Genomic DNA, 24192 nt, shown 5'->3' with positions numbered 1-24192 from the left:
GGCACCCTAGTGTTGGTGGGAGTTGACACCACCCTGGCGGGCGCGCAAGCGGAGCTCGTAGCGCCTACACCATGGCCGATGATCCGGGTTCGTGGCGAACGGTCCCCGATCACCTCAAGATGCGCGCCTAATCAACCTTGACTAGACGTTTCTTCCTCGTGTACCTTGGCCAAGTAGTCAAACTGGACTAGCCTCTACCAATCCGGTCGCAACACGGGAGAAGGAATCGAACCCATGGGAAGGCTCGCGATCGAGACGAGAGGGTCGAGCGGAGGTGGGCGCCTGTCGGCGACGAAGCTCCTGGTACTCGGTATCGTGCACCTCTCCGGCGGCGCGCATGGCTACCAGGTGCGGTCCGAACTGCAGAGCTGGGGTGCGGAGAGTTGGGCCAAGATCAAGCCCGGCTCGATTTATCACGCACTGAAGAAGGCGGCGGCTGATGGCCTCCTCACCGAACACGCCGAGCCGGGCAACTCCGGGCCGGAGCGCGTTCTGTACCGCGCGACAGCTCGGGGACGTGACGAGATGGTCGAACTGGTCCGCGACGGTCTGCGGCGCACCCACGACCCGGACATGCTCAACGCGTCCATCGCCATGTTGCCCATGCTGACCAGGACGGATGCCATCGCGCAGGTTAACGAGCGGGTCGCGCGACTGGAAGCGGAGCTCGTAGTGCAGGCCGAGTGGCGGGAGCACCCCAACCGGGACACCCCCGAGCACGTCCGCGATCAGGCCGAACTGTGGGCGGGACAGGCACGCACCGAACTGGAGTGGGCGAAGAGTCTGAGCAAGCGACTGTCTGAGGGCGCCTACACCATGGCCGATGATCCAGGTTCGTGGCGAGCGGTCCCCGGCCACCTCAAGATGCGCTCCTAATCAAGCTTGACTAGGCATTTTCTCCTCATTTACTCTGGCCAAGTAGTCAAATTTGACTAGCTCAACCAATCCGTTCGCAACACCGGGAGAAGGAATCGAACCCATGGGAAATTTCGCGATCGAGACGAGAGGGTTGAAGAAGAGCTTCGGCACGACCCACGCGGTCGCCGGTGTGGACCTGGCCGTGAACGCCGGGGGCGTGTACGGCGTGCTCGGTCCGAACGGGGCGGGCAAGACCACCACGATCCGCATGCTGGCCACGCTCCTGCGGCCCGACGCCGGAGAGGCGCAAGTGCTCGGCTACGACGTCGTGCGTGACGCCCAGGCGGTGCGGAGCAGGGTGGGCCTCACCGGGCAGTTCGCGTCGGTCGACGAGGACCTCACCGGGGTGGAGAACCTGTTGCTGCTCGCCAGGCTGCTCGGCTACTCACGCCGCCGAGGCAGGGAGCGGGCGGCCGACCTGCTCGACGCGTTCGGTCTTGCCGAGGCGGCCGACCGGCAGGTGAAGAAGTACTCCGGCGGGATGCGCCGGCGCATCGACATCGCGGCGAGCCTGGTCGTCACCCCCGAACTGATCTTCCTCGACGAGCCCACGACCGGGCTCGACCCGCGCAGCAGGAACCAGGTCTGGGAGATCGTCAGGGGCATGGTCGCCGAGGGCACCACCGTGCTGCTGACCACGCAGTACCTCGACGAGGCCGACCAACTGGCCGACCGGATAGCGGTGATCGACCACGGGAAGGTCATCGCCGAGGGCACGAGCGGCCAGCTCAAGGCATCGGTCGGCGCCGGCTCGCTGCACGTACGGCTACGTGCGCCCGAGCAGCGGGCCGAGGCCGAACGGGTCCTCGCCGGCGTCCTCGAGGTGCCGGCCGAACCGTCCGCCGACCCGGCCGCGCTGTCCGCGCGGATCTCCGACCCCGAGCGGGTCGCCCGCGCCCTGGCCGAGCTGTCCCGCAGCGGCATCGACGTCACCGACTTCGCGCTCGGTCAGCCGAGCCTGGACGAGGTGTTCCTCACCCTGACCGGACACGCCGCCGAGGAGACACCCGAGGAGGATGCCGCATGAATGCCACGACCGCGGAGCAGGCGTCGATCACCGAGGACGCGCTGCGCAGTGTGCTGTTGGCCGGTGAGCGGCCGTCTCCCCCCGGTCCGGTGCTCACCTCGTTGACATTCGGCTGGCGCGCTTTGCTGAAGATCAAGCACGTCCCGGAGCAGCTCGTCGACGTGACCATGTTCCCGATCATGTTCACGCTGATGTTCACCTACCTGTTCGGCGGCGCGCTCGCCGGGTCGACACAGGCGTACCTGCAGTTCCTGCTGCCCGGCATCCTGGTGCAGGCGAACGTCATGATCACCATGAACACCGGCATAACGCTGAACACCGACATCCAGAAGGGTGTGTTCGACAGGTTCAGGTCACTTCCGGTGTGGCGACCGTCGCCGCTGGTCGGCGCCCTGCTCGGCGATGTGATGCGCTACTCGATCGGGTCGGCGATCGTGATCACGCTCGGCCTGGTCCTAGGGTTCCGGCCGGAGGGTGGCGCCGTCGGGGTGGTGCTCTCGGTGGTGCTGCTGCTGGTGTTCTCGTTCTGCCTGTCGTGGCTGTGGACGATGCTCAGCCTGATCCTGCGCACGCCGAACTCGGTGGCGGGGGTCAGCATGATGGTGATGTTCCCGCTGACGTTCGTGAGCAACATCTTCGTGGACCCGAAGACGATGCCCGGGTGGATGCAGGCGGTCGTCGAGGTCAACCCGATCACCCACCTGGCGACCGTGGTACGCGGCCTGATGGACGGCTCGGTGCCCGCCGGGGAAATCGGCTGGGTGCTCGTCTCGTCCGTACTTCTCGTCGCGGTGTTCGGTCCCATCACCATGTCCTCTACCGCAACAAGAAGTAGATGCCGCTACCGCGAGCACTTGGTCGAAATCAACTCCGACAACCCGGCCCACTCGGCCAACGCCATCACCGCTACCAGGCCCGGACACGACAAGGAGAGCCGAATGAGCACCATCCCCAAGAACAACTCGGAAACCGTTGCGCACACGCCCGGGCGGGCGAGCAGCATCGGGGTCTGGATTCTGCACGTCGTGCTGGCGGCGATAATCGCCGGCGGCGGAATCTCGAAGCTCGCCGGCGACCCGGTCATGCTGGACATGTTCGCCGACATCGGGGCTGGCCAGTGGCTCCGGTACCTGGTCGGAGCGCTGGAGGTCGCGGGAGGGGTTGGACTTCTGATCCCGGCTCTGGCGGGCCTGGCCAGTCTCGGGTTGGCGGCATTGCTGACCGGTGCTGTCATCACCGATCAGTTCGTGCTCGAGCAGAGCCCTTGGCTGCCGCTCGCCTTACTCATCGTGGCGGCCGTGATCGCAAGGACGCGGTGGTCGCGCACCGAGGCCGTCGTCGGCACGCTGCTCAGGCGCTGAGACAAACCTCTCGAACGGAGATGTGAGATGAACGAGATGGCCTTTCGCGTGACATCAAACGATGGCACCACCATCGCCTACGACCGGAAGGGAAGCGGTCCGGCCGTCATTCTGGTGGGCGGAGCACTCGACGAGGGGGTGGAGAACGCTCCCTTGGCGCCGGCTCTCGCCGAGCACTTCACGGTCTACAACTATGCCCGTCGGGGACGCGGCGCGAGCGGCTTCACCGAGCCGTACGCCGTGAAGAGGGAGATCGAGGACCTGGATGCGTTGATCGCGGAGGCGGGCGGCTCGGCACACCTGTTCGGGGCGTCCTCTGGTGGCGCGCTGGCGCTGGAAGCGGCCGCGGCCGGGTCAGCCATCGACACGATCGCCGTGTGGGAGGTGCCCTACGCGGTCGGGGACGACATCCGCCAGCGATTCGAGGAGTACGTCGCGGACACCCGACGCGCCTTCGACGCCGGGCGAGACGAGGAGGTTCTCGAACTGTTCATGCGCTTGAGCGGCGCCTCCGACGACAACATCGCGGCCAGGAAAGCGGCAGGCAAGCAGACGGCGCATTGGGCGCATTCGGTCGCCCTCGCGCCCACGCTGGTCCACGACAGCGTCTTCCTCAACCGCTACCAATTGCCGGCCGATCGACTGGCAACGGTCACCCAACCGGTCCTGGTCACCACCGGAGGACCGATCACGGTCCCCTATATGGCAGGCCTGCCCTCGGACTTCTTCGACCGCGCAGCCGACGAGCTTGCAGACCAATTACCCCACGCTCAACGGGAGACCCTCGAGGGGCCGGATCATGTCGTCGACCCACAGACCGTCGGCCCGCTGTTGCTACGGTTCTTCAGCAGCGAACGCTGAGGGGTCTGCGAGGTGTTGCGGGAAGACCGACTAGGCACCGCGCAAGCAGATCTTCGTCGCGCCAGGGACACGGGGCGGACAGGTGGTGTCAGAGGTTGATGTCGTCGGCGGCATCACAGGCCTGATCCTGGGCGTGCTCGTCACCAACGTCTTCGTCACCACGCAAGGCCGGGCCGTCGTACTGACCTGGGCTTCAGTGGGACTCGACCTGGCCTACTCGCTGCTCATCGGCTCCGTCGTCGGTCGTACCCTCCACTCCGGGCCGACTCAGTACCGCCCACCGAAGCCCTGCGCAGCACATGACCAGGCACCTCGGTAGGGCCAGTGATTCCGGGCTGTGGTCGTATGCGGTCACCGTTCCCGGGCGGTGGCCCGGTGCCGAAAGTCGTGCCCACGGCGTGCTCATGGCGTGCTCACGTCAGGAGTGCCACCGATGACGCAGCCGCGTTCCCGGGTCGACCTGTACGCGGCGATCCGACGGGATGCCCGATCTGAGATGTCCAACCGCGCGCTGCAGCGCAAGCACGGCGTCGGCTTCCGAACCGTGACAGCGGCGCTGGAATCTGCATGGCCGAAGGAGAGAAAGCAACCGCCCAAACGCGGCTCACGGCTTGACGCGTACCGCGTGGCGATCGACGACTGGCTGCGCTCGGACCTCGACGCGCCGCGGAAGCAGCGACACACGGCGAAGCGGATCTTCGATCGACTGCTTGACGAACATGACGGGGCCGGGGTGGTGTCGTACTGGATGGTCCGCGAGTACGTCGCCACCCGACGCCGTGAGATTCGCGTCGAGGTCGGACGGGAACCTGCCAACGCGTTCATCCCGCAAGAGCACCTCCCGGGCCGTAGCTGCCTGCCCTAGGGCGCGGGCGCCGATCGGCGCCCGCGATCTCGTTGCTGATTGCGGCAGGTCAGCTCTTTTCTTCGCGGACGTCCTTTCCCTGTTCGGCGAAGGCCTTGAAGTCCTGCATGTGTTGTTGCGACTGTTTGTGGAAGGCGCTGGGCATGAGGAGCCCGAGCAGTCGCATCAGCAGGTTGCTGAAGCGGTATTCGCTGTCTTGCTCCCAGAGCGTCGTCGTCGGACTGGCTTCGGTCAGTCGATCGTGGATGTCGCTCCACATGCCTGCGCCGACGATCTCGCGGTCGAAGTGGACGACGGTCCCTTGGGGGATGCTGTGCAGGTCTGTCGGCTCGCGGCGGGTGATCGTTTCGGTGCATTCGATCTGCCGTTTTCCGGACTGCATGACGACTCGCGACTTGGTACCGAGGTGGCCGTGGATCCCACTCAGCGGCTCGTGCAGGACGACGCCACGCAGCCATTTCGGGATGTGTGCTGGGACGGCGAGCAGTTGAGCGACTCTCTCCAGCGGCAGGGCGATCTCGATCGAGTTGGTGTACTTCATGGCGCGCATTCCTGTCAGGTCGGGTCAGGTGCGTAGAACTTGGTGGTGGCCTCGACTGCGGCGGCGACATGTTGCGGTTCGCCGCCGGCGGCCAGGTGGGCCTCGCCCCAGGCTGCGGCGCTGCGCCGGATGAACTCGCGTCCTTCGGGCGACTTGTGGACCTCCTCGTGATTGGCGGTCTCGCCGTTGGCCAACAGCCGGGCCAGGGCAAGGAGGGCCAGGTCCCAGCCAACGCCGCCGGCACCGGGGCCGTAGGTCGGGAAGAGGGGCTCCTCGAGGATCGCTGCGTGGATCAGCTCGAATTCGGTGTCGCCGGACGGGCCCGTGGCCAGGCGCACTTCCACCTCGCTCGTGCCGGGCCATGCGTCGGCGTCGGCGCCGTAGAGCCAGGACACCTTGAGCAGATGTGGCGGCTCGCACTGGAGGATCTCGCCGTGCTCACCACCGTCCAACTCGAACGTCCCACCGAGTCGCAGATCCCCGGTGATCGGATTCAGCCAGCGATGCAGCCGCTCGGGGCTGGTCAGGGCGTCCCAGACGTCGTCGACGTGCGCTGCGTAGCGCCGCCGTACCTCGATGGTGTAGGCGTCACCGGCAGGCACGCTGCCCTTGCCCATTGCCCGGTGCGCGGCGGCCAGTTCGTCCAGGACATCTTTCATGTCATGTTTCCTTCAGTACGCCGGCCTCGGGCCAGCTCCGTTTCCAGGGCGTCGAGGCGTTGTTCCCAGAACTGGCGAAACCGGCCCAGCCACACGTCAACCTCGCTCAGCGGCGCGGGCTCGACGGAGTAGAGCCGGCGAGCGCCCTCAGCCCGCACGGAGGCGAACCCGCTGTCACGCAGCACGCGCAGGTGCTGTGAGACAGCCGGCTGGGAGACTCCGAACTCGGCCCGGATCACGTCCGTGATCGCGCCAGAGGACTGCTCACCGTCGGCGAGCAGCTCCAAAATGCGCCGGCGCCGAGGGTCGCCGAGGATGTCGAACGCGTGCATGAATCGGAATCGTACCGATCTCTGCTTATATAAGCCAGAGCTGGTATTCACAGACAGTGTCGGCCGACGCGGGACGGAAGGACACCCACGCTTGCCTTGGCTACAGGATGAAGCCGGCTGGGTGGCCAAATGGGGTCTGGCGCCACAGAATCGGGGGGTCAGCATGGCTTGAGGGAGCGAACATGTCTGTTGCTGGGGATCTTGCGGTGAATCTGGCTGCAGGGGCGATCGGAGCCGGTGCTGGTGCGTTGGTGCAGCCTGTCAGGGCGCATTTTCGTACTCGGGGGCCGCGGCGGTTCTGGCGGCCGTTCGTCGCGGGCAAGCAGGTGAGAGTGGTCATTGGTGGACCGTCTCTTGAGGGGAACGCCTGGGAAGAGAGCGGGCTGATGGGCGTCGGGGACACCTTGGCGCTTCGAGATCTGCAGTCGGATTTTGCGAGGATCGGGGCGGAGGTCGATGTCCGGCTTGCGTCGCACATCGCCCGAAGTGAGCTCGCGGATTGCGCGCTGGTGTCGCTGGGAGGACCCGACAGCAGTCATGTCACGAAGGCCCTGACGGAGCGTGCCGAGACGACGCTGAGGTTCGGCGATCCTGAATCTCACGAGGTGGCGATCAGTGATCTTCTGGCCAGGTGTTACTACGAGCCGCGGATCCGTTCGGGGACGGGAGTGGACTACGGCCTCATCCTTCGGTTGTCGCGCTCCGAGGTGCTGCATCACGCGGAAGCGGTGGTTATCGGGGGCTCCTTCGGCTACGGCACTTGGGCCGGTGCTCGACTGATGAGAGAGAAGCAGTTCCTGGAGAATCGGATTGTCCGGTCGAAGTCTCCCTTCGAGTGCTTGTACAAGACCGCAGTGGCCGGCGGCCACCTCGGTGGCATCGAGATCCTGGCCCTCCGCCCCCTGAGTGGAGAGATCCGCGCGTCGGATGATGACATCGACCCGAGATGGATCGGGGCAGGCGGTCGCGGCTCGACTTTCCTTGGACCCGGCTGGCGCCGACCTGAGCAGATGCCAGATCGCGCGAGCACGGAGATTTCTCCATTGGACGCAACTTCCGACGAATGAGACAGCTGGCTGACCGCCGGATGCTTCAGGTGTGGAACCTGTCCGTCGGCGGAGGGTCTAGGTGACGGCGGCGTTCTCGGTCATCGGGCTGACCGCCGGGCGAGGTCGATAAGGCTGTCTATCGAATCGGCGACGATGGTTGGGTCGTCGGTTTGGATGGTGTGACCGCCATAGCGGGCGACCTTGTGGGTGGCGCCTAGGTCTTTGGCTAGGGATTGTTGGTGGGTTTGCCAGCGGGTGTCTAGCTCGAGAGGGGTGAAGGGGTGCCAGCGGGTGAAGTCGATGGTCTCGTCTTCCAGCCAGTGGCCGGGGCGGCTGGCGATGACGATGCTGGGGATGTCGAGGGGACGCCTGCTGCGGGTGACGTCAGCGACGCTGGCTGGTATGTCGAAGGCGAGGTCGCCGTCGGGGGCGGTGAGGATGGGGGTGTCGATGTCCAGGTTCAGGTGGATGTCGGAGGTGTCGACCAGGACCAGGCCGGCGAGGTTTTCTGGCCCTTGCGCGGCATAGATGAGGGCGATCAGACCGCCGAGTGAGTGGCCGACCAGGATGAACGGTCCTGGAAGGTCGGCCGCAGTGAGCAACCCGCGTAGTTCCTCCGCGGCGGCGCCGAGCGTGCGGGATGCCAGATCCGGTGTCTCGCTGTCGCCGATGCCGGCGCGGTCGTACGTCAGGCGGGTTGTCTTCGAGCGCAGTACGGCGATGGCTGCGTCCCAGGAGTCTCGGCCGCAGCCCGCGCCCGAGATGAAGACGACTGCTGGGGAGCCTGTTCCCGAGATGTCGGCTGCGAGGTCGTAGCCGTCGACGTTGAAGGTGGTGGTCGCCATGGCGACGAGCCTAGTAGTAGCTGCGACCTCTTGATCTCAAGCCTGGTTGAGGTATGAGGGTTGGTCTCGTGAGCACAACAACAGCGACCCGCGAGCATGAGATCGAAGCGATCATGCAGGTGATCAGCACGGTCGAACACGCCCAGAACAACGAGCTTCCCGACGAGTTTCTCAGTCTGTTCCGGGCTGACGCGATCTGGACAACGGGCGGGGGCAAGCGTCTGTTCGGTCGGGATGCGATCTCGGAATTCACCCATCAGGTGCTTCCCGGCGCGATGAAGGACACGACAGTCAGCTTCGAACTGGAGCACCTGATGTTCATCCGGCCCGACGTTGCCGCCGTCAAGTTGCGTCAGATCTACCAGACACCCGAAGGACCGGATGTGGGCTCGCCGCTATGGATCCTTGCCAAGGAAGACGGCAAGTGGCTGCTGACGGCCGCCCAGAACATCGGCGTACCTGATGATGAGTTGACGGCGAGCACAGACAAGCACCCGGTCTTCGCCCCCGGGAAGTAGCGGACTTAGAACGTGTGGTGATTGAACTGAGTGGATTCTCCTGTTGGACAGGTCGTCCCAACGAGGAGGAGGTTGGGAGGTATGGAATTCACTCATCTTGGCCGGACCGGCCTCACTGTCAGCCGTATCTGTTTGGGCACGATGAACTTTGGGCCGCACACGAGCGTCGAGGACTCGCACGCGATCATGGATGCGGCCCACGAGAAGGGCATCAACTTCTTCGATACCGCCAACGGGTACGGGCGTGCGATCTATCCGGGGCGTACCGAGGAGATCGTCGGCGAGTGGTTTGCGAAGGATCCCAAGAACCGCGAGAAGACGGTGCTCGCGACGAAGGTCTACGGCGACATGGAGTCGGACTGGCCCAACACCAGCCGGCTGTCGGCGCTCAACATCCGGCGGGCGCTCGACGCGAGTCTGAAGCGGTTGCAGACGGACTACGTCGACCTGTACCAGTTCCACCACATCGACCGGGCGACGCCTTGGGATGAGATCTGGCAGGCGATCGAGGTCGCCGTACAGCAAGGAAAGATCCTGTACGCCGGGAGCAGCAACTTCGCCGGTTGGCACATCGCGCAGGCACAAGCGGCTGCGGCGAACCGGAACTTCAACGGGCTTGTCAGTGAGCAGTCGATCTACAACCTGATCGTTCGCGATGTCGAGCGGGAGGTGTTGCCGGCCGCGCAGGAGTACGGGCTCGGCGTCATCCCGTGGTCGCCGCTGCAGGGTGGGCTTCTCGGTGGCGTGATCCGCAAGGAGAACGAGGGTGTACGGCGTACTGAGGGGCGCGCGAAAGAGGCGCTCGAGAGGTTGCGGCCGCAGATCGAGCAGTACGAGGCGTTTGCGGATGAGCTCGGGCATGAGCCGGGCGACGTCGCGCTCGCCTGGTTGCTGCACCAGCCGGCGGTGACGGGGCCGATCGTGGGTCCGCGGACGATGGAGCAGCTGGAGTCCGCCGTACGCGCAGTCGACGTGAAGCTCGACGACAAGGCACTGGCCAAGCTCGACGAGATCTTCCCGGGCTACAAGACCGCTCCGGAGGACTACGCCTGGTAGTGCTGACGGACGGCCGTCGTACGGCGGCCGTCCGTACTAGTGGACTGCGGTCGTGGGGAGCATGCCGAGGAGGGCGTCGGCGGCCAGGGAGGCGGCGGTGCCGGTGGGGACTGCTACTGAGACCTGCCAGTCGGCGGCGCTGCCGGGGGTGAGGGGGACCGTGACGTGGTCGCCGCGCTTGGCTGCGATGCGCTCGGGGACCAGGGCTACGCCTAGGTTGTGAGCGACCAGGGCCAGGAGGGTGTGTACGTCGTTCACCTCGATGGTGACCGGGTGTGCGACACCGGCGGTGGTGAAGGCTCGGTCGGAGATGGTGCGGGCGCCCCAGGTCGGGTCGAAGTCGACGAAGGACTCGCCTGCTAGATCGTCCAGGGATACGGGGCGGCCGACAGCCAGGCGGTGGTCGGGGGCGCAGACGAGGACCATTGGCTCACGGGACAGCGAGCGGAGGTCGAGGCCGTCGACCGGGTCGCCGGCGGTCGCCACGAAAGCGAGGTCGAGGCGGCCGGAGGCTAGTTCGTCGAGCATTGGGGTGGAGCCGCCCTGGCGGACCTCGATCTCGACGCCGGGGTAGGCGGAGCGGAACTTGGCTAGGAGTGCCGGTACGTCGACTACACCGAGGCACTGCTCCAGGCCGACGGTTAGGTGACCGCGGAGGAGGCCTTGGACTGCGGCGACTGCGTCGCGGGCAGCCTCGGCGGCGGCGAGGGTACGGCGGCCTTCGCAGAGGAGCGCGCGTCCCGCCTCGGTGAGCTCGACGCTGCGGGTGTTGCGAACGAAGAGCGATGCACGGAGCTCCCGTTCGAGCGCGCGAATCGAGGCGGACAGGCCGGACTGCGAGATGGACATCGCCTCAGCCGCCCGCGTGAAGTGCTTCTGCTCAGCGACGGCCACGAAGTGTTCCAAATGCCTGAGCTCCATGACTAAGAACTCTAGTCGATCACCACAACCCCATTCTGCTGTGTGAAATGTTGCCGAGTTATCCACAGGTGCGCCAACGGGGATCCCTCCTAGCACTCACTCCGTCTACGATCAGAGATGACTACGGAGAGGTGACATCGGTGACAATCCGCAACAAACCGGCCTTCCTCGCTGCCACCTGCCTCGGCGCGCTCGCCCTCAGCGCCTGCGGCCCCGGCAGCCCGGAGGCCGGCCGCCCCAACACCGCTCCACCGTCGACGTCTACTCCGACCACGTCAGGCAGCAACAGTTCAACCCCAACCTCGACGCCGAGCGGTGCACCTGAGCGGCCCGCGGCCGCGAAGGGCCTGACGCTGGGCGCCGCGGATGCGTTCTATCGGTACTACATAGACCTCGAGAACTACGCGGCCGCCACCGGCGACACCACGGCTCTCCTGAACGAGAGCGAGTCCGGCTGCGAGGGCTGCAAGGAGTACGCGGATTTCGTGGCCAAAGTGAATGCCGCTAACGGCGGGATCAGCGGAGACTTTCGCTTCAAGATCAAGAACGTCTACCAGCTCGCCATTGGCTCTACTGGCAGGGTCGGCGGCAAGGCGCAACTGTCGGTCGGCAAGTTCACGACGAAGGAGCACCCTACGTCGAAGCCGATCATCAGTGAGCCGACGAACTACATCGACACCATCGCGTTGTCCGCGAGCGGTCAGAACTGGGTCATGTACGAAATGGACTCGGCAGAGCAATGAAGGCATCCGCCTGGGGATTCGCCGCCGTGACGGGTGCGGCTGCCCTCTGCTTGCCGAGCCTGGCCGCGGCCATCAACGAGCAAGCGGTCAGCGACCAGGTTCTGACTGAGCCTGTCACGCGCGTTTCCCCACCACCCGTCACTGGCAAGAAGACCCACGCCGGATTGAAGGTTCACGGAACAAAGAACAAGCAGAGCCGTCTACAAACTGGCCAACGGCCAGCGCCGAACGGGTCTACCTCGCGCAAGGGGAAGACTCCCAAAAGCCATGCAAATCGGCCCCGCAAGCCGGTGAAGATCCTCAAGCAGGGGGTCCGGCTGAACACTGGGCTCTGTGGGCGGGTGCAGCCGGATGGGTCTGTGCCTGGGCCTGATTGGTGTCAGCCGGTGGTGCCGGGGCGGCCAGTTGTACCGGAGAGGGCAACGCCGCCGCCGGTGGTGCGGCCTCGACCGGAGGATGTTACGTGGGACCAGGTGTTTACTGAGTCAAAGGATGTGTTGTTCAAGAAGTTGACGGTGTATGTCCAGCCAAAGGGCAAGACGCTCGTCAATCTGGAGACGATCGTCTACACGGACAAGACCGGTGTTCTCACTTACCCGGTCGTGGTTGCTGGTTTCCGTGTCATCGTGAAGGCGACTCCGTCGAAGTACATCTGGAGCTTCGGTGACGGGAGTTCTAAGAGCACTTACTCGGCGGGCAGCCCGTATCCCTCCAAAGAGATCACCCACAGGTACCTGAAGCGGGGTGACGTGCGTCTGTCCGTCACTGTGGAGTATGCGGCCAGCTTCTCGGTTGCCGGGCTCGAACCGCAGTTCGTCGGGCCAGTTCCGATCACCGGGCCTTCGACACCACTGCAGGTTCGTGAAGCCGTGCCGGTGCTTGTCGATCCGCCTCGCTGAGTGCGCCCGAGTTGAGGCTAGTTGCTGGGGCAATCGCCGGGGGCGTGGACAGGAAACGGTGGCCGTGCACAATGCATAACCTGTTCACGGCCACCGCACGGGGTGTGTGCCTCCGGGACGTGTCCAATGGACAGTGCAGGCACTCGACCCCATCCCACTGTTCATCCTCCGCGCCCGCGCGCACGGTGGGTTCAGTCGCCGTGCAGGGACAGCGGTTGGACGTCGAGTGGAAGGAGATTGCCGCCAGAAATCGATGTCCATTGGCACTGTGCTTCCAGTCGACGGCAACTCCCGACACGCGCCGATCACACCAGCGTCGTCGCGGACCTGCGCTGACCGCATCGACGTGCCAGTTATCCACAGGCGCGAAAGTGACGGCTCCGCGGGCGGTCGATCTCAATATGTTCCAGGTATGGATGACTTACTGACGGACGACTTCGATTGCGCTGATTCCGACGATGAGCTGGACACGTTCCGGGCGATGCTGGCCTTTGAGCCTGCTCTTGAACGCTGGCGGGAGGCTGTCGCGCACGAAGAGCGCGGCGAGAATATGGAGGCTTTGATTTGGTATACCCGTGCGCTTGAAGGCATGCGCGCCGGTGAACTCCCGTCCTCCCTCAGGGATCACCTCGCTATCAGTGGCCGTCGCCGGGTGCGATGGGCTCTGGGGGTTGAGCTGGACAGCATTGATCGGTTCGGGACTGCGGGCACGGTTGAGCAGGCCGATCGGTACCTCGACGGTCTCGATGCGCTGCGTGAACCTGAGCTCAGAGGTCGGCAGGTCGAGGTGTGGAGCAGATCGGAGCTGGCGTTCGCACGGGAGAGATGGCCGGTGCGGATCACCGCCGAAAGCGTCACCGACTATTACCGGGAGGTCGAGAGAACGCTGCGCAGATATGGCGGTGACCTCACTGTCGTGCATCGGACGGCGGACTTCTTTGCCGGCCAGACGGGACAGGGTTCTGACCAGAGGGTCTCGTGGCCGCCTGCGCGGAATCAGGCTTGCTGGTGTGGCTCCGGAGCGAGGTACAAAAGGTGTTGTGGTGGGGAGGTGCTGGCGGCCGAGGGTGAGCTGGCGTGGGGGCCTGCCCGGTTGCGCGCGGGGGCCGAGTTGGCTGTCTGTAGGGTGTGATTTATGGCGGATGAGTTTCGGGTTGAGGTCGTGCTGGGGAATGACGAGCACGGGTTGACGTTCTGGGATCGGTTGCGGGCGCTGGATCTGGACGACGATGCGCGGAAGCGGCTCGGGAGCCAGGTGACGGTGACGCGGGACGGGAACCGGATGCTGCTGTACACGCAGACTCTGGAGGACGCTCAGGAGGCGGAGCGGACCGTCAAGGAGCTTGTTGCCGATGACAACCTGACGGCGGAGTACACGGTGACTCGGTGGAATGCGGCCGAGCAGGAGTGGACGGATCCGAGCGTGCCGGTCGGGGCTCATGACGAGGCCAGTGACGAGGCGAAGAACGCGGGTATGGAGGTGCCGGATCCGCGGTACGTCGTGCTGCAGGCGTACAAGCCGGAGTTCCTGCGCGACCTGGGCCTCTGAGGCCCGCGGTCTAGGCCGGGACGTAGCCTGTCCGCTGCCGGATTTCGTCGGCAGCGGATTGGTGCACGGCGGCCTGCCCGGGCCGGCCGAGCGTGCGGTAGCAGTCTGCGAGCAGGGTGTTGACGTGGAACTGGCCGACCGCGTATTCGATGGCCTGGAGTTCGGCCAATGCGGTGAGGCCTAGTTCGACAGCGCCCTCCGGGTCTCCTGCGCGGAAGAGGCAATATGCCTGCCAGCCGTGGGTGTCCGCGAGGATCGTTCCGTAGCCGGCCTCGCGCGCCATCACTTCGACCTGGTCCAGCTGCGCCTGTGCGGCCGGAAGATCGCCGGCCGACAGGTGGATCTCACCGAGGACAAGCCGGCTGAAGCACTCGTGGTACGGCGACGTGATCTCAAGGCTGAGGTCGAGCGCCTCGGAGGCGTGAACCAGCGCGGCTGGGTAGTCACCTCGGGAGCGGTCGACCTCGGCGAGCGAATTGTGCCAACTGATGACATCCAGGCGATTACTGCCGGGCGATACCGCCATGTCAGCCTCGGCTTTGTCGTACTCCCCCAGGTCGGTGTACGCCGCCGCCCGGTTCACCAGCGCCACCCAGCCCTGACCTGGCAGCCCCAGCTGCAGGCTCTCCGTCGCGCACTCGATGCTCTCGCGGAACTGGCCGAGATGCAGGTAGTTGAGCGACTGGTTCAGCAGCGCGACCGGCAGCCGGTCGACTTCTCCCAGCGACCGGAAGAGCGCGATCCCAGCCGCCAGCAGCTCGGACGATTTCCGGAGCTGCCCTCGGTCGTTGTAGCTGAGCCCGAGATTGCACAGCAGCGCCGCTTCTCCCACCGAGAAACCGCTCTCTCGATACAGCTCGATGGCGCGAGCGCTGTGCTCGGTCGCGCGCACCGCGTCGCCCGTGATCCGCGCGAGCACACCTTGCGCGTGCTCGATCGCGCCGCGCCCTAGAGCGTCCGGAGACGCCGCAGAGGCGAGCTCGACCAGGTTGCGCCAGATGCTGATCAGACTGTGCTGGTAGAGATAGGGCCGGACGATGTCCGCAAGCAGCCAGACGATCTCGGCCGGGCCCATCCGCAGGGCTTCGGTCGCGATCGCCTCGATGTTGGCGAGTTCCCCCTCGAGCCAGGCTTCTGGGTCGCCGGTGACAACACCGTCGTACGTCGTAATCGGCAGCCGGACCGCGGCCGGGAACAACTGGCTGATCGCGGCGTTCGCCGTCCCGGCATACCAGCTGCACAAGGCGTTCCAGGCGTCGAGGTCGGGTGGGCCGAGCAGGCCGGCGTACTCCCGGACGAGGTCGTGCATCAGGTAGCGGTCGTTGCCGACCGGCTCCAGGAAGCTGGCGGCCTCGAGGCTTGTGACGACGAGTTCGTGGTCGGCGCCGACCAATGCTGCGGCTGCGTCGCGGCCGAATTCGGCGCCGGGGAACTGGGCCAGCAGGCGGAAGCCTCGCTGGACCGCGGGTTCGAGGAGTTCGTACGACGTTTGGAACGCAGCGCTGACTGCGACCTCGTCGTCAATGGTCAGCGCGGGCAGGGCGCCGGCGGTTCGCATCCGGGCGACGTACTCGGCGATCGAGCCGCGGGCCGCGTTGGCGCCCGCGATCCGGAGCGCCAGCGGTAGCCCGGAGCACGCCGCAACCAGCGAAAGAACGGCGTCATCATCAGTTGCATCGAGCAACAGTCGGATCAGTACTGCGCTGTCGTCGTCGGTCAAGGTCGAGACGCGCAGGCCGATCGCACCGTCGAGCGCGATCAGGCCGCCCAGAGCGCTCCGGCTTGTCACGAGAACGGCACTCCCGGCCCGACCGGGCAGCAGCGGCCGGACCTGAGCCGCATCTCGAGCGTCATCGAGTACCAGGAGAACGCTGCGATCGGCGAGCCGAGCGCGGAACATGGCGGCCCGGTCGTCGAGATCGTCGGGAATCACGGATGGGTCGACGCCCGAGGAACGCAGTAGCTCAGCCAGTACGTCGCCCGGGCGCCGCGGCTGGCCGGATGCTCCCCGCAGCCGTACGAACCATTGGCCGTCGGGGAACCGATCGACCAGCTGATGTGCGGCGCGAATGCAGAGAGCGCTCTTTCCGACTCCTGGAGCACCGGACAGCACCACGACCGGTACGCCGTCGGTCGTGCAGATCAGCTTCGAGACCTCGGCCACCAGGCCGTCCCGGCCAATCAGCTGACGGACGTCGAGCGGGAGCTGGTTCTGCGGGTGCCAGTCATCGGGTGGCGCGGCCGACCCCAAGGAAGAGGTGAGGATCGCCTGTCGCAACTGGCGGAGTTCGTCGCCGGGGTCGAGGCCGAACTCCTCCGCGAGCCGAGCCGCGATCGCGTCGTACGCCGAGAGTGCCTCGACCTGGCGTCCGCAGCGATAGAGCGCGGTCATCAGGAGGCCGCCGAGGCGTTCGCGGAGCGGTTCTTGAGCGGCGAGGGTCTGGAGATCGGGCAGAACATCAGCGTGATCACCGCGGGCCAGCCGGGCGTCGTAGTACTGCTCGGTCGCGGCCAGCCGCTCCTCGTTCAGCCCCACAGCTACATGCGGATCCACAGAGAGCGCTCTCCCGCGCCACTGATCAAGAGCTCTCTGGAGATGCATGATCTCCTGAGCAGGATCTGACGCGGCCTCGGAAACGGCAGCGCGGAAGATCGCGAGATCAGTGGGCTCGGCGGCCAGCAGATACCCCTTGCCGCGAGTCTGGAGAACATCTGCTCCGACGATCTCGCGGAGGCGCCGTACATAGGTGTGCAGTGAGGCCTTGGGATTCGCCGGCTGGGTGTCGTCCGGCCAGAGGCGGTCGATCAGTTCGTCCACCGAGACGACGCGGTGCGGGCGCAGGAGAAGGGTCGCGAGGAGCGTCTGCAGACGCGGCGCCAGCGCCGGGATCGCACGTCCGTCGACGACGATCTCGAGCGGGCCGAGGATGCGGAACTCCATCGGCCCAGTCTGGCAGGACGGGGGCTCGCGCTGGGGCCCTTGACAACGGTTCGGTGACGGGAGGCCGCAACCACACGACGATGCCTCCCCGGCCGACTAATCTCGGCGGGTCGCTGCGCGCTCACTCGGCGTGGTTCTGCAACTCTTGAAGGTGCTCGAGGGAGAGGGGAATCATGTCTCGTCGACATGGTCTAGTGGCCGGTGCCGTCGTTCTGTCGATCATCCTGACCGGCTGCGCCGATGTGGCTGCCAGCGAGACGGGCACGCCGGCGACCACTCCAACTCCCAGCGCCGGCGGTACGACAACCACTCCCCCGGCCAGCACCCCGACCCCGTCCGCGAAGCCCACGGTCAAACCGCCAGTGAAGCCCACGCCGAAGCCGAAGAATCCGCACAACGCGCAGTACTACGCGTTGAAGGTGGAGCAGAAGCTGGAGAAACTCGGCTACCCGGTCGGCGACGCCGACGGCAAGATCACCGTGCGGGCCCGGCAGGCGTTGTGCGCCTGGCGTGAAACGCAAGGCCTGCCGATCAGCCGCAAGGGTCTGACGCTGGACGACGCGTATTCGGTGATCAATGCGACCGCGAAGCCCACGCCCACGCGCCCGGACGGTATCTACGTCAACAAGACCTGCCAGATCCTGTACCAGATCGTCGGGAAGCAGTACAAGCGGATCGTCTGGATCTCGACCGGCGCATCCGGATACGACACCCCGAACCGCACCGGCAAGGTCTGGCGCAAGTGGGCCGGCGCGCACGAGAGCAGCCTGTACGACGACGCGTACATGTACGACTCGATCTACTTCCTCAAGGATCGCCCGGGGATCGCTCTGCACGGCTCGCGCGTCAACTCGCTGATCAAGCCGTACCCGGCCAGCCACCGTTGCGTCCGCGTCCTGCGTCCGGCGATCCACGAGATCTTCGACGAGACCCCGATCGGTACGACGGTGTCGGTCTACGGCAAGTTCGTCTGGAGCTGAGCTGCACGGCCGCAGTTGTAGCCGTTGACCTCCAGCGCAGTTGAAGTCCCAGAATGTCCGCATGGTGACGGTGGACCGGGAACTGCTGGCTCGGCTTGAGCGGGAACGAAGCGTTTGGCTGTGCACGCTACGGCCGGACGGCTCGTCGCACGTGACGCCAGTGTGGTTCGTGTACTCGGAGGCGACGTGGTGGATCGGTAGCGCGGAGCGGAATCGCAAGATCCGCAATCTGGCGCGGGACTCGAGAGTTTCGTTAGCTCTTGAAGACGGCCGAGCACCCGCGGTGGCCGAGGGCCTGGCTCGGCTTCACCGCGGCGGCTTTCCTGCCGAGATCGTGGCTGCGTTCGCGGGCAAATATCAGGGATGGGACGTCACCGCGCCGGAGGGCGGTGCAGCCGGCGCGCGCGTGTTGATCGAGGTCCCGGTGACTCGATGGCTCCTCGAAGGCCGTGCTCAGTGAGAGTTCAGGACGCTGAGGCAGATTGGAGATCGACATGAGCTGCGCGGCCGCAGGTGTAGAGGTGGCCGGTGGTGGGGTCGGCGGCGAGTTGTGGGGCGTTGTGCCACTCGCCGGCCAGGCCGGTCAGGATCGTCGAGGTCGACAGGTCCGCATTGATCTGTAGTACTGCGTCTTCCGTCGCGAGGTAGAGCCGATCGTCGACCGATAGCAATCGACCGGGCTCGGACGCGTCGACGTGTCCTTGTGCGACGAGTTGCTGGGTTTCGGGTGTGACGGCGAACAGGCGGCCGTCCTGGGTGACGCCGTACAAGAGGTTTCGGTGCCAGGCCAGACTTGTGTACTGCGTGACGTCGTCCAAGGGTTGCCAGGTCCACAGGAGCTGTCGTTCGACCAGATCGAAGCCGGCGATCATTGCGTTCCTACTGAGTGATTGCAACCCGTCTGCGATCGTTTCGCTCCCGATGATCACTGTTCTTCCGCTGGGAGGGAGTGCGAGACAGGCAAGAGCGTGATCTCCGAGGAGGTCGTCGTACCGTTCGATCGTGTCTGTCGCCGGGGTGACGACGGCCAGTGCTCCGCCACGGTGGCCGTACTGGTTCCGGGTAACGACCAGGACGAGGTCGTGGTCGAGCGACCAGGCGATGTCGCGGGGCCGGTTCGATAGGCCGCCGATCTTTCCGACGCGACTGACCGTGCGGGTCTCGCGGTCGTAGCGGCAGATCGCGGCGCCGGGATACAGCGCGAGGTAGGCGGCGTCACCGGTCGACACCATCGCCTTGGGTTCGCCATCGACGACGTACCGGCGCATGCTGCGCTCGGGTGGTTGATGGACGCAGAGCCCGAAGTTGCCGCCCACCAGGACCTCGTCTTGCAGTGTGCACACAGATTGCGGTGGTTCGACGTGGGCGGGAAGTCCTTGTTGCCCGAGGTCGATGACGGTCGCGCTCTTGGCTGACCAGCGCCAGGATTGTCCACCGCCGGAGATTCCGGATATGCCGTCGGTGTCCACCGTCAGGCTCCGGGTCTCTTGACCTGGCAGCGGGCTCCAGACTCGCTCGAGTTGGCCGGTGTCATAGCGGAACAGGGAACCGCTCGGCCGGCCGGTGCACCAAACGACGTGTCCGTCGACGGCGATCGCGTCGATCGTTCGTTCATGGGTTTCGATCACGTGGTACTGGTCGGGTGTTCGGCGATCGAGAACTACCAGGAGACCGCCGGGTTCGGTGCCGATGGCAATGAGATCGTCGGTGACCGCGAGGGCGTAGACGAAGTCTTCGCGGGCCAGTTCGGGGATCGGCAGCTCGTGCGTCTCATTCGTTGCTGGGTTCAATGTCAGAAGACGTGCCGGGCAGCCTGTACCGACGTGGATCACCCGGTGATCCGGGTCGGCCGCGAGCGCGCGGACGTAGGTTGCTGAAGGCAACGGAGAGCCCAGGTCGCGGATCGTCCCGGTGGCGTCGTCGAGCTCGTACACCTTCCCACCCGGGTAGGTTCCCGCGTAGAGATGGTGGCCGGGACCGAGGGCGAGCGCGAAGACGAACTCTTCCTCGCCGAGTCGGCCGAACGTGGTGACGTCGCCGGAGCGCAGATCCCAGCGGTGCACGTTCGCGGTCGGATAGGTACCCACGAACACCGCCGAGTTCGAGGTGGCAACTCCCCAGCCTCCGTGGCCGTTCGGCAAGCTCATTCGTCGTCGTACTCGGGGATCTCCCTGCAGCTCGATTTCCACGACGGTGCATGGTTCGAGACCGCGGGTGACCACGTACGTTCGATCGCCAGGTTCATCGTTCGTCGCGCCGGTGAGCGGAGTACCGGTGACGGCTGGGCCGAGCGGCGTGATGATTCGGCCGGCCGGCTCGAACCGATAGAGGTCCATATCAGGGGCGGGGCATGGCCGCGGCGTCCTGGTGATCGACCATCTGGATCTGCTGACGACGGATCCGCGACGATCCCCACTGACCCAGTGGTGCGAGAGCGGCGTTCAGAGCGCGCCCCTCGTCGGTCAGGGAATATTCCACGCGCGGCGGGACCTCGGCGTACACGGTGCGGACGACGAGACCGTCCTGCTCCATCTCTCGCAGGTGCTGGGTGAGCATCTTCTCGCTGACGCCGGGGAGTCCGCGCCGCAGTTCGGCGAACCGGCGGATGCCGTGCTCGTCGAGCTCCCAGAGGATCAGGCCCTTCCACTTGCCGCTCACGACATCCATGGCCGCGTCGATACCGCAGATGTACGGGCCTTGCCGGGCCGACCTCGTCATGTGAACCCCACTAACCAAAAAGTAAGTACCGCAGTAAATAGTGCGTACTTCCGCGTTCTTAAGTGACAGCTAAGCATGGAGGCGACCACCAAACCAACCAAGGAGTCTCATGCCCCGCACTTCCGTCACGCTCATCGGCCTCGGCCCGATGGGACAGGCGATGGTCCGCACCCTGCTCGCGGCCGGACATCCGGTGACCGTCTGGAACCGGACCCCTTCCCGCGCCGCCGGAGTCGTGGCCGACGGCGCCGTTCTCGCTGCGAGCCCGGCCGAAGCCGTCGAGGCCAGTGATCTCGTGATCTTGAGCCTCACTGACTACCAGGCGATGTACGACGTTCTCGAGCCCGCCGTTGGTTCGTTGGCCGGCCGGACCGTCGTCAACCTCAGCTCCGACACTCCCGATCGCACCCGCTCGGCGGCGGACTGGGCAGGCGAGCACAGCGCGAAGTTCCTGACCGGCGGCGTGATGATCCCCGCGCCGATGGTCGGCACTGATCAGGCGTACGTCTACTACAGCGGCCCGAGCGCCGTTCTCGAGCAACACCGGGCGACGCTGTCCTTGATCGGTGCCCCGCGGTATCTGGGCGAGGACCCGGGACTGGCGCAGCTGATGTACCAGGCTCAGCTGGACGTCTTCCTGACGTCGCTTTCGTCTCTGATGCATGCAACGGCACTACTCGGTACGGCGGGTGTGACCGCGGCCGAGGCCTTGCCGGAGTTGCTGCAGACGGTCCGTGGTATTCCCGAGATGCTGGAGGCGGGCGCCGAGAACTTCGGCGCGGACATCGATGCCGGCAAGCACCCTGGAGACCTGAGCACGATCACCATGATGGCCGCGACCGCGGAACACATCGTCGGCGCGAGCGAAGCAGCCGGTATCGACCTCGCACTCCCGCGGGCGGTGCAGGCGCACTACCTCCGTGCGATAGAGGACGGCAACGGCGGCGACAACTGGACCCGGATCATCGACGGCATCCGTAAGCCGCGCTGACTCCGGTCACCCTCGGGCGCGTAATCCGCGCTGACTCCGGGTACTCCGGGCGCCAACTCGGTTGCCGACGTCCTGTTTCAGCGACTCACCGCGTACCTCCCGGCCGCCCAGCCTCAGAGCTGGGTCGGCCAGGGGCGGTGGTCCGAGAGAGCGCTGTCTATGTATGCCGCCAGCGCAAGAGCAGTCATGTCCTGGTGATGCGGTACGGCGATCTGGGCGCCGATGGGAAGTCCGGTCGTGGACCAGCCTGCGTTCAGCGTGGTCGCCGGGTGGGCGGACATGTTGTACGGAACGGTGAAGGCGATGTGTTCGAAGGGCTTGGACGGGTCGTCGGTGGGGTACGCGAGCTCGGCCGGGAAAGCGGTGATCGGGGCGACCGGTGACAGGATCACGTCGTACGACCTGAAGACTGCGGTGACTGCAGCGGCCATCGCGCCCATTTGGCTGTAGCCGTGGAAGACGTCGGAGCCGGTCAGTTCGCCGGCGGTGGAGACCCAGTCGCGAATCTGCGGGAGAACTTTGGCGCGGCGTTCTTCGGGGAGTGCGGCGATGTCGGTGGCGGAGCGGATCCGCCAGAAACGGTCGAGGCCATCGAGCATCTCGCGGGTGATGATCGGGGCGATCGGTTCGACGATGGCCCCGGCTTTCTCGAGAACGGCTGCGGCTGCTGAAACGGCTGCGGTGATCTCGGGGTCGACGGGGAGGCCGAGACCGGCGTCCAGGAGGAGTGCGACGCGGAGACCTTGGCAGAGAGCGCTCTCTGGTGCACTCGCCGCGTTCTCGAGATCCGTGTTCACGAGCCCCGTGTTCAGGAGCACCATGTTCAGGAGCGCCGTGTTCTGGAGCGCCATGTTCTGGAGCGCCGCGTTCTCGGGCGGTGGCGGGTACGACGTGTGGTCTCGGGGGTCGTAGCCGGACATGACGGAGAGGGCGAGCGCTGCGTCGGCCGCGGTTCGGGTGAGCGGACCGATTGCTCTGCCTGGGTAGGGATTCCCGACCGCGATCCGGCCGTGGGTGGGCTTGAGACCGACGAGACCGCACCAACCGGCGGGGAGGCGGATCGAACCGCCGATGTCGGTGCCGATGTGGATCGGGCCGTACCCAGCCGCGGCTGCAGCTGCAGCGCCGGCGCTTGAGCCACCAGCCGTTCTCGAGACGTCCCAGGGGTTGCGGGTCAGGGGATGGAAGGTCGAGACACCTGACGAGAGCATCCCGTACTCCGGCATCGTGGTCTTGCTGAAGATCACCGCACCGGCGGCGCGGAGGCGGGCGGCCGCTGGCGCGTCTTCGGCGGCCGGGATGAGCTCGGTGGCCGCTGTTCCTTGTGGGACTGGGGTTCCGCGGGTGGCGATGTTCTCTTTGACAGTCACCGGTACGCCGTCCAACAGGCCGGCGGTGTTGTCGCGCCAGCGGGCCTCGGATTCGCGGGCCGCGGCGCGGGCGCCGTCCGGATCGAGGGCGTAGGTGGCGCAGAGGTGTGGCTCGAGTTGGTCGACCCGGGCGAGTACGTCCTCGAGTACCTCGACGGGCGACAGAGAGCGCTCTCTGTAGCGGCGAAGCAGCTCGGTCGCGGTCAGGTCGGCGAGACTCATCCACGCTCCTCAGGAATCAGGTCGGCCGGGCATCCGGCCGGTGGCGTCGGGCTCAGTTCGGTGGGTTGAAGCGGCCGTCTACTGCGGTCCAGCCACCGTCGACGGCCAGGACGCTGCCGGTGACGAAGCTGGCTGCGTCTGAGGCGAGGTAGACGACTGCGCCGGCGAGTTCGCTCGGTTGGGCCCAGCGAGAGAGCGCTCCCTTCTGTGCATAGGCGTCGTACCAGGCCGGGTCTGCCTTGATCTGTGCGGTGAGCGGTGTCTCGACGACGCCGGGGGCGATGGCATTGGCGCGGACGCCGGATGGGCCGAGTTCCGCGGCCGCGGTCCGGAGGAGCTGGACGAGACCGGCCTTGGTGGCTGCATAGACCGATTGCCCGGGCTCGACCGTCGTACCGCGAATCGAGCTGAAGCCGATGATGCTGCCACTCCCCCGCGCGGCCATGTCCTTGCCGAAGGCACGGATCAGGTGGAACGAGGCCCGCAGGTTGAGTGAGACCACGCGGTCGAACTCGTCGTTGGTGTAGTCGAGGATCCGCTTGCGAACGTTCGTGGCGGCGGTGAAGACCAGGACGTCGACGGGATCGAGTTCGGTGACTGCTCGGGTGATCGCGTCGTCGTCGAGGATGTCCAGTGCGTACGCCGCTCCGGCGGCGGTGGCTTCAGCGGCGGCGAGGTCGCGGTCGGCGCAGGTGACCTGAGCACCGTGGGCGGCGAGGGCGAGAGCGCTTTCTCGGCCGATGCCGCTGCCGGCACCGATCACCAGGGCGTGCTTGCCGTCGAGGCGGAAGAGGTTCGCGTAGTCCGTCATGTGCCGGTTCACCTC

Annotated in this window: 26 protein-coding genes and 1 pseudogene; 17 read left to right on the top strand and 10 right to left on the bottom strand. The window is 66.0% G+C overall.

Annotated features, from left to right (window positions below; translation table 11 throughout):
• The first annotated feature begins 234 nt into the window (after nucleotides 1-234).
• The 6 genes from ACFCV3_RS41080 to ACFCV3_RS41055 all read left to right on the top strand — a co-directional run bounded on the left by ACFCV3_RS41080 (nucleotide 235) and on the right by ACFCV3_RS41055 (nucleotide 5032).
• The gene (locus tag ACFCV3_RS41080) at nucleotides 235-876 is read left to right on the top strand and encodes a PadR family transcriptional regulator (protein WP_376040514.1); all 642 of its coding nucleotides are present in this window, start codon (nucleotides 235-237) and stop codon (nucleotides 874-876) included.
• Between the two features lie 103 nt (nucleotides 877-979).
• Nucleotides 980-1945: an ATP-binding cassette domain-containing protein gene (locus tag ACFCV3_RS41075; protein WP_376040510.1), complete on the top strand. Its 966-nt coding sequence runs from the start codon at nucleotides 980-982 to the stop codon at nucleotides 1943-1945.
• Complete coding sequence (locus ACFCV3_RS41070) at nucleotides 1942-3306, top strand: ABC transporter permease (protein WP_376040507.1); 1365 nt, start codon at nucleotides 1942-1944, stop codon at nucleotides 3304-3306. Before ACFCV3_RS41075 ends, ACFCV3_RS41070 begins: the two co-directional genes overlap by 4 nt.
• 27 nt (nucleotides 3307-3333) lie before the next feature.
• Complete coding sequence (locus ACFCV3_RS41065) at nucleotides 3334-4167, top strand: alpha/beta fold hydrolase (protein WP_376040504.1); 834 nt, start codon at nucleotides 3334-3336, stop codon at nucleotides 4165-4167.
• A gap of 85 nt (nucleotides 4168-4252) precedes the next feature.
• Complete coding sequence (locus ACFCV3_RS41060) at nucleotides 4253-4486, top strand: hypothetical protein (protein ID WP_376040502.1); 234 nt, start codon at nucleotides 4253-4255, stop codon at nucleotides 4484-4486.
• Nucleotides 4487-4600: 114 nt separating this feature from the next.
• A complete protein-coding gene (locus ACFCV3_RS41055; RefSeq protein WP_376040499.1) occupies nucleotides 4601-5032 on the top strand; it encodes a hypothetical protein in 432 nt (143 codons plus the stop codon).
• Nucleotides 5033-5081: 49 nt separating this feature from the next.
• Here the strand turns inward: ACFCV3_RS41055 and ACFCV3_RS41050 are convergent, their stop codons facing one another.
• Genes ACFCV3_RS41050 through ACFCV3_RS41040 form a run of 3 tightly spaced genes read right to left on the bottom strand, consistent with a single transcriptional unit; the run spans nucleotide 5082 to nucleotide 6564 of the window.
• Nucleotides 5082-5573 (bottom strand): SRPBCC family protein, encoded by a 492-nt coding sequence (locus ACFCV3_RS41050; protein WP_376040497.1) that lies wholly within the window; start codon nucleotides 5571-5573, stop codon nucleotides 5082-5084.
• Nucleotides 5574-5587: 14 nt separating this feature from the next.
• Nucleotides 5588-6232, bottom strand: coding sequence for an SRPBCC domain-containing protein (locus tag ACFCV3_RS41045; protein WP_376040495.1), 645 nt, complete (start codon nucleotides 6230-6232; stop codon nucleotides 5588-5590).
• Nucleotides 6229-6564: an ArsR/SmtB family transcription factor gene (locus ACFCV3_RS41040; protein ID WP_376040492.1), complete on the bottom strand. Its 336-nt coding sequence runs from the start codon at nucleotides 6562-6564 to the stop codon at nucleotides 6229-6231. The genes ACFCV3_RS41045 and ACFCV3_RS41040 overlap by 4 nt, the downstream gene beginning before the upstream one ends.
• 182 nt (nucleotides 6565-6746) lie before the next feature.
• On the opposite strand from ACFCV3_RS41040, the gene ACFCV3_RS41035 reads away from it, so the two are divergent.
• Nucleotides 6747-7631 (top strand): hypothetical protein, encoded by an 885-nt coding sequence (locus tag ACFCV3_RS41035; RefSeq protein WP_376040489.1) that lies wholly within the window; start codon nucleotides 6747-6749, stop codon nucleotides 7629-7631.
• Nucleotides 7632-7711: 80 nt separating this feature from the next.
• Here the strand turns inward: ACFCV3_RS41035 and ACFCV3_RS41030 are convergent, their stop codons facing one another.
• Nucleotides 7712-8458, bottom strand: coding sequence for an alpha/beta fold hydrolase (locus ACFCV3_RS41030; RefSeq protein ID WP_376040486.1), 747 nt, complete (start codon nucleotides 8456-8458; stop codon nucleotides 7712-7714).
• 53 nt (nucleotides 8459-8511) lie between these two features.
• On the opposite strand from ACFCV3_RS41030, the gene ACFCV3_RS41025 reads away from it, so the two are divergent.
• Nucleotides 8512-8976 (top strand): SgcJ/EcaC family oxidoreductase, encoded by a 465-nt coding sequence (locus tag ACFCV3_RS41025; protein ID WP_376040484.1) that lies wholly within the window; start codon nucleotides 8512-8514, stop codon nucleotides 8974-8976.
• Between the two features lie 81 nt (nucleotides 8977-9057).
• Nucleotides 9058-10032 carry an aldo/keto reductase gene (locus tag ACFCV3_RS41020; protein WP_376040482.1) on the top strand — a complete coding sequence of 325 codons (975 nt, stop codon included), beginning with the start codon at nucleotides 9058-9060 and terminating at the stop codon, nucleotides 10030-10032.
• Nucleotides 10033-10068: 36 nt separating this feature from the next.
• Here the strand turns inward: ACFCV3_RS41020 and ACFCV3_RS41015 are convergent, their stop codons facing one another.
• Complete coding sequence (locus ACFCV3_RS41015) at nucleotides 10069-10953, bottom strand: LysR family transcriptional regulator (RefSeq protein ID WP_376040479.1); 885 nt, start codon at nucleotides 10951-10953, stop codon at nucleotides 10069-10071.
• A gap of 140 nt (nucleotides 10954-11093) precedes the next feature.
• Here ACFCV3_RS41015 and ACFCV3_RS41010 point away from each other — a divergent pair, with 140 nt between their 5' ends.
• From ACFCV3_RS41010 to ACFCV3_RS40995, 4 genes are all read left to right on the top strand, one after another.
• A complete protein-coding gene (locus ACFCV3_RS41010) occupies nucleotides 11094-11696 on the top strand; it encodes a DUF6318 family protein (RefSeq protein ID WP_376040476.1) in 603 nt (200 codons plus the stop codon).
• Nucleotides 11693-12595 (top strand): PKD domain-containing protein, encoded by a 903-nt coding sequence (locus ACFCV3_RS41005; protein WP_376040473.1) that lies wholly within the window; start codon nucleotides 11693-11695, stop codon nucleotides 12593-12595. Before ACFCV3_RS41010 ends, ACFCV3_RS41005 begins: the two co-directional genes overlap by 4 nt.
• Nucleotides 12596-13007: 412 nt before the next feature.
• Entirely contained in the window at nucleotides 13008-13727 is a 720-nt protein-coding gene (locus tag ACFCV3_RS41000) for an SEC-C domain-containing protein (protein WP_376040472.1), read from the top strand.
• Between the two features lie 3 nt (nucleotides 13728-13730).
• The gene (locus ACFCV3_RS40995; protein WP_376040469.1) at nucleotides 13731-14144 is read left to right on the top strand and encodes a hypothetical protein; all 414 of its coding nucleotides are present in this window, start codon (nucleotides 13731-13733) and stop codon (nucleotides 14142-14144) included.
• 10 nt (nucleotides 14145-14154) lie between these two features.
• On the opposite strand, the gene ACFCV3_RS40990 is transcribed toward ACFCV3_RS40995, so the two are convergent.
• Complete coding sequence (locus ACFCV3_RS40990) at nucleotides 14155-17085, bottom strand: BTAD domain-containing putative transcriptional regulator (RefSeq protein ID WP_376040467.1); 2931 nt, start codon at nucleotides 17083-17085, stop codon at nucleotides 14155-14157.
• 173 nt (nucleotides 17086-17258) lie between these two features.
• On the opposite strand from ACFCV3_RS40990, the gene ACFCV3_RS40985 reads away from it, so the two are divergent.
• Both ACFCV3_RS40985 and ACFCV3_RS40980 read left to right on the top strand, forming a co-directional pair.
• The gene (locus ACFCV3_RS40985; RefSeq protein WP_376040464.1) at nucleotides 17259-18065 is read left to right on the top strand and encodes a L,D-transpeptidase; all 807 of its coding nucleotides are present in this window, start codon (nucleotides 17259-17261) and stop codon (nucleotides 18063-18065) included.
• Nucleotides 18066-18126: 61 nt separating this feature from the next.
• A complete protein-coding gene (locus ACFCV3_RS40980; protein WP_376040461.1) occupies nucleotides 18127-18525 on the top strand; it encodes a pyridoxamine 5'-phosphate oxidase family protein in 399 nt (132 codons plus the stop codon).
• A 4-nt stretch (nucleotides 18526-18529) separates the two neighbouring features.
• Here the strand turns inward: ACFCV3_RS40980 and ACFCV3_RS40975 are convergent, their stop codons facing one another.
• A complete protein-coding gene (locus ACFCV3_RS40975) occupies nucleotides 18530-20212 on the bottom strand; it encodes a PQQ-binding-like beta-propeller repeat protein (RefSeq protein WP_376040459.1) in 1683 nt (560 codons plus the stop codon).
• Between the two features lie 190 nt (nucleotides 20213-20402).
• Nucleotides 20403-20783 (bottom strand): winged helix-turn-helix transcriptional regulator, encoded by a 381-nt coding sequence (locus ACFCV3_RS40970; protein WP_376040456.1) that lies wholly within the window; start codon nucleotides 20781-20783, stop codon nucleotides 20403-20405.
• Nucleotides 20784-20880: 97 nt separating this feature from the next.
• On the opposite strand from ACFCV3_RS40970, the pseudogene ACFCV3_RS40965 reads away from it, so the two are divergent.
• Together ACFCV3_RS40965 and ACFCV3_RS40960 are read left to right on the top strand one after the other, a co-directional pair.
• Nucleotides 20881-21342: pseudogene (locus ACFCV3_RS40965) on the top strand (NAD(P)-dependent oxidoreductase); the annotation flags it as partial.
• Entirely contained in the window at nucleotides 21343-21774 is a 432-nt protein-coding gene (locus ACFCV3_RS40960; RefSeq protein WP_376040534.1) for a hypothetical protein, read from the top strand. It abuts the pseudogene before it with no gap.
• Nucleotides 21775-21887: 113 nt separating this feature from the next.
• Here the strand turns inward: ACFCV3_RS40960 and ACFCV3_RS40955 are convergent, their stop codons facing one another.
• Entirely contained in the window at nucleotides 21888-23366 is a 1479-nt protein-coding gene (locus ACFCV3_RS40955; RefSeq protein ID WP_376040454.1) for an amidase family protein, read from the bottom strand.
• A gap of 52 nt (nucleotides 23367-23418) precedes the next feature.
• Nucleotides 23419-24177: an SDR family NAD(P)-dependent oxidoreductase gene (locus ACFCV3_RS40950; RefSeq protein WP_376040452.1), complete on the bottom strand. Its 759-nt coding sequence runs from the start codon at nucleotides 24175-24177 to the stop codon at nucleotides 23419-23421.
• Between the last annotated feature and the right edge of the window lie 15 nt (nucleotides 24178-24192).

The organism is Kribbella sp. NPDC056345 (assembly GCF_042262745.1).
Taxonomy (GTDB): Bacteria; Actinomycetota; Actinomycetes; order Propionibacteriales; family Kribbellaceae; genus Kribbella.
Note: the sequence above shows the minus strand (reverse complement) of the source record. Positions and strands in the feature narration are given on the sequence as shown.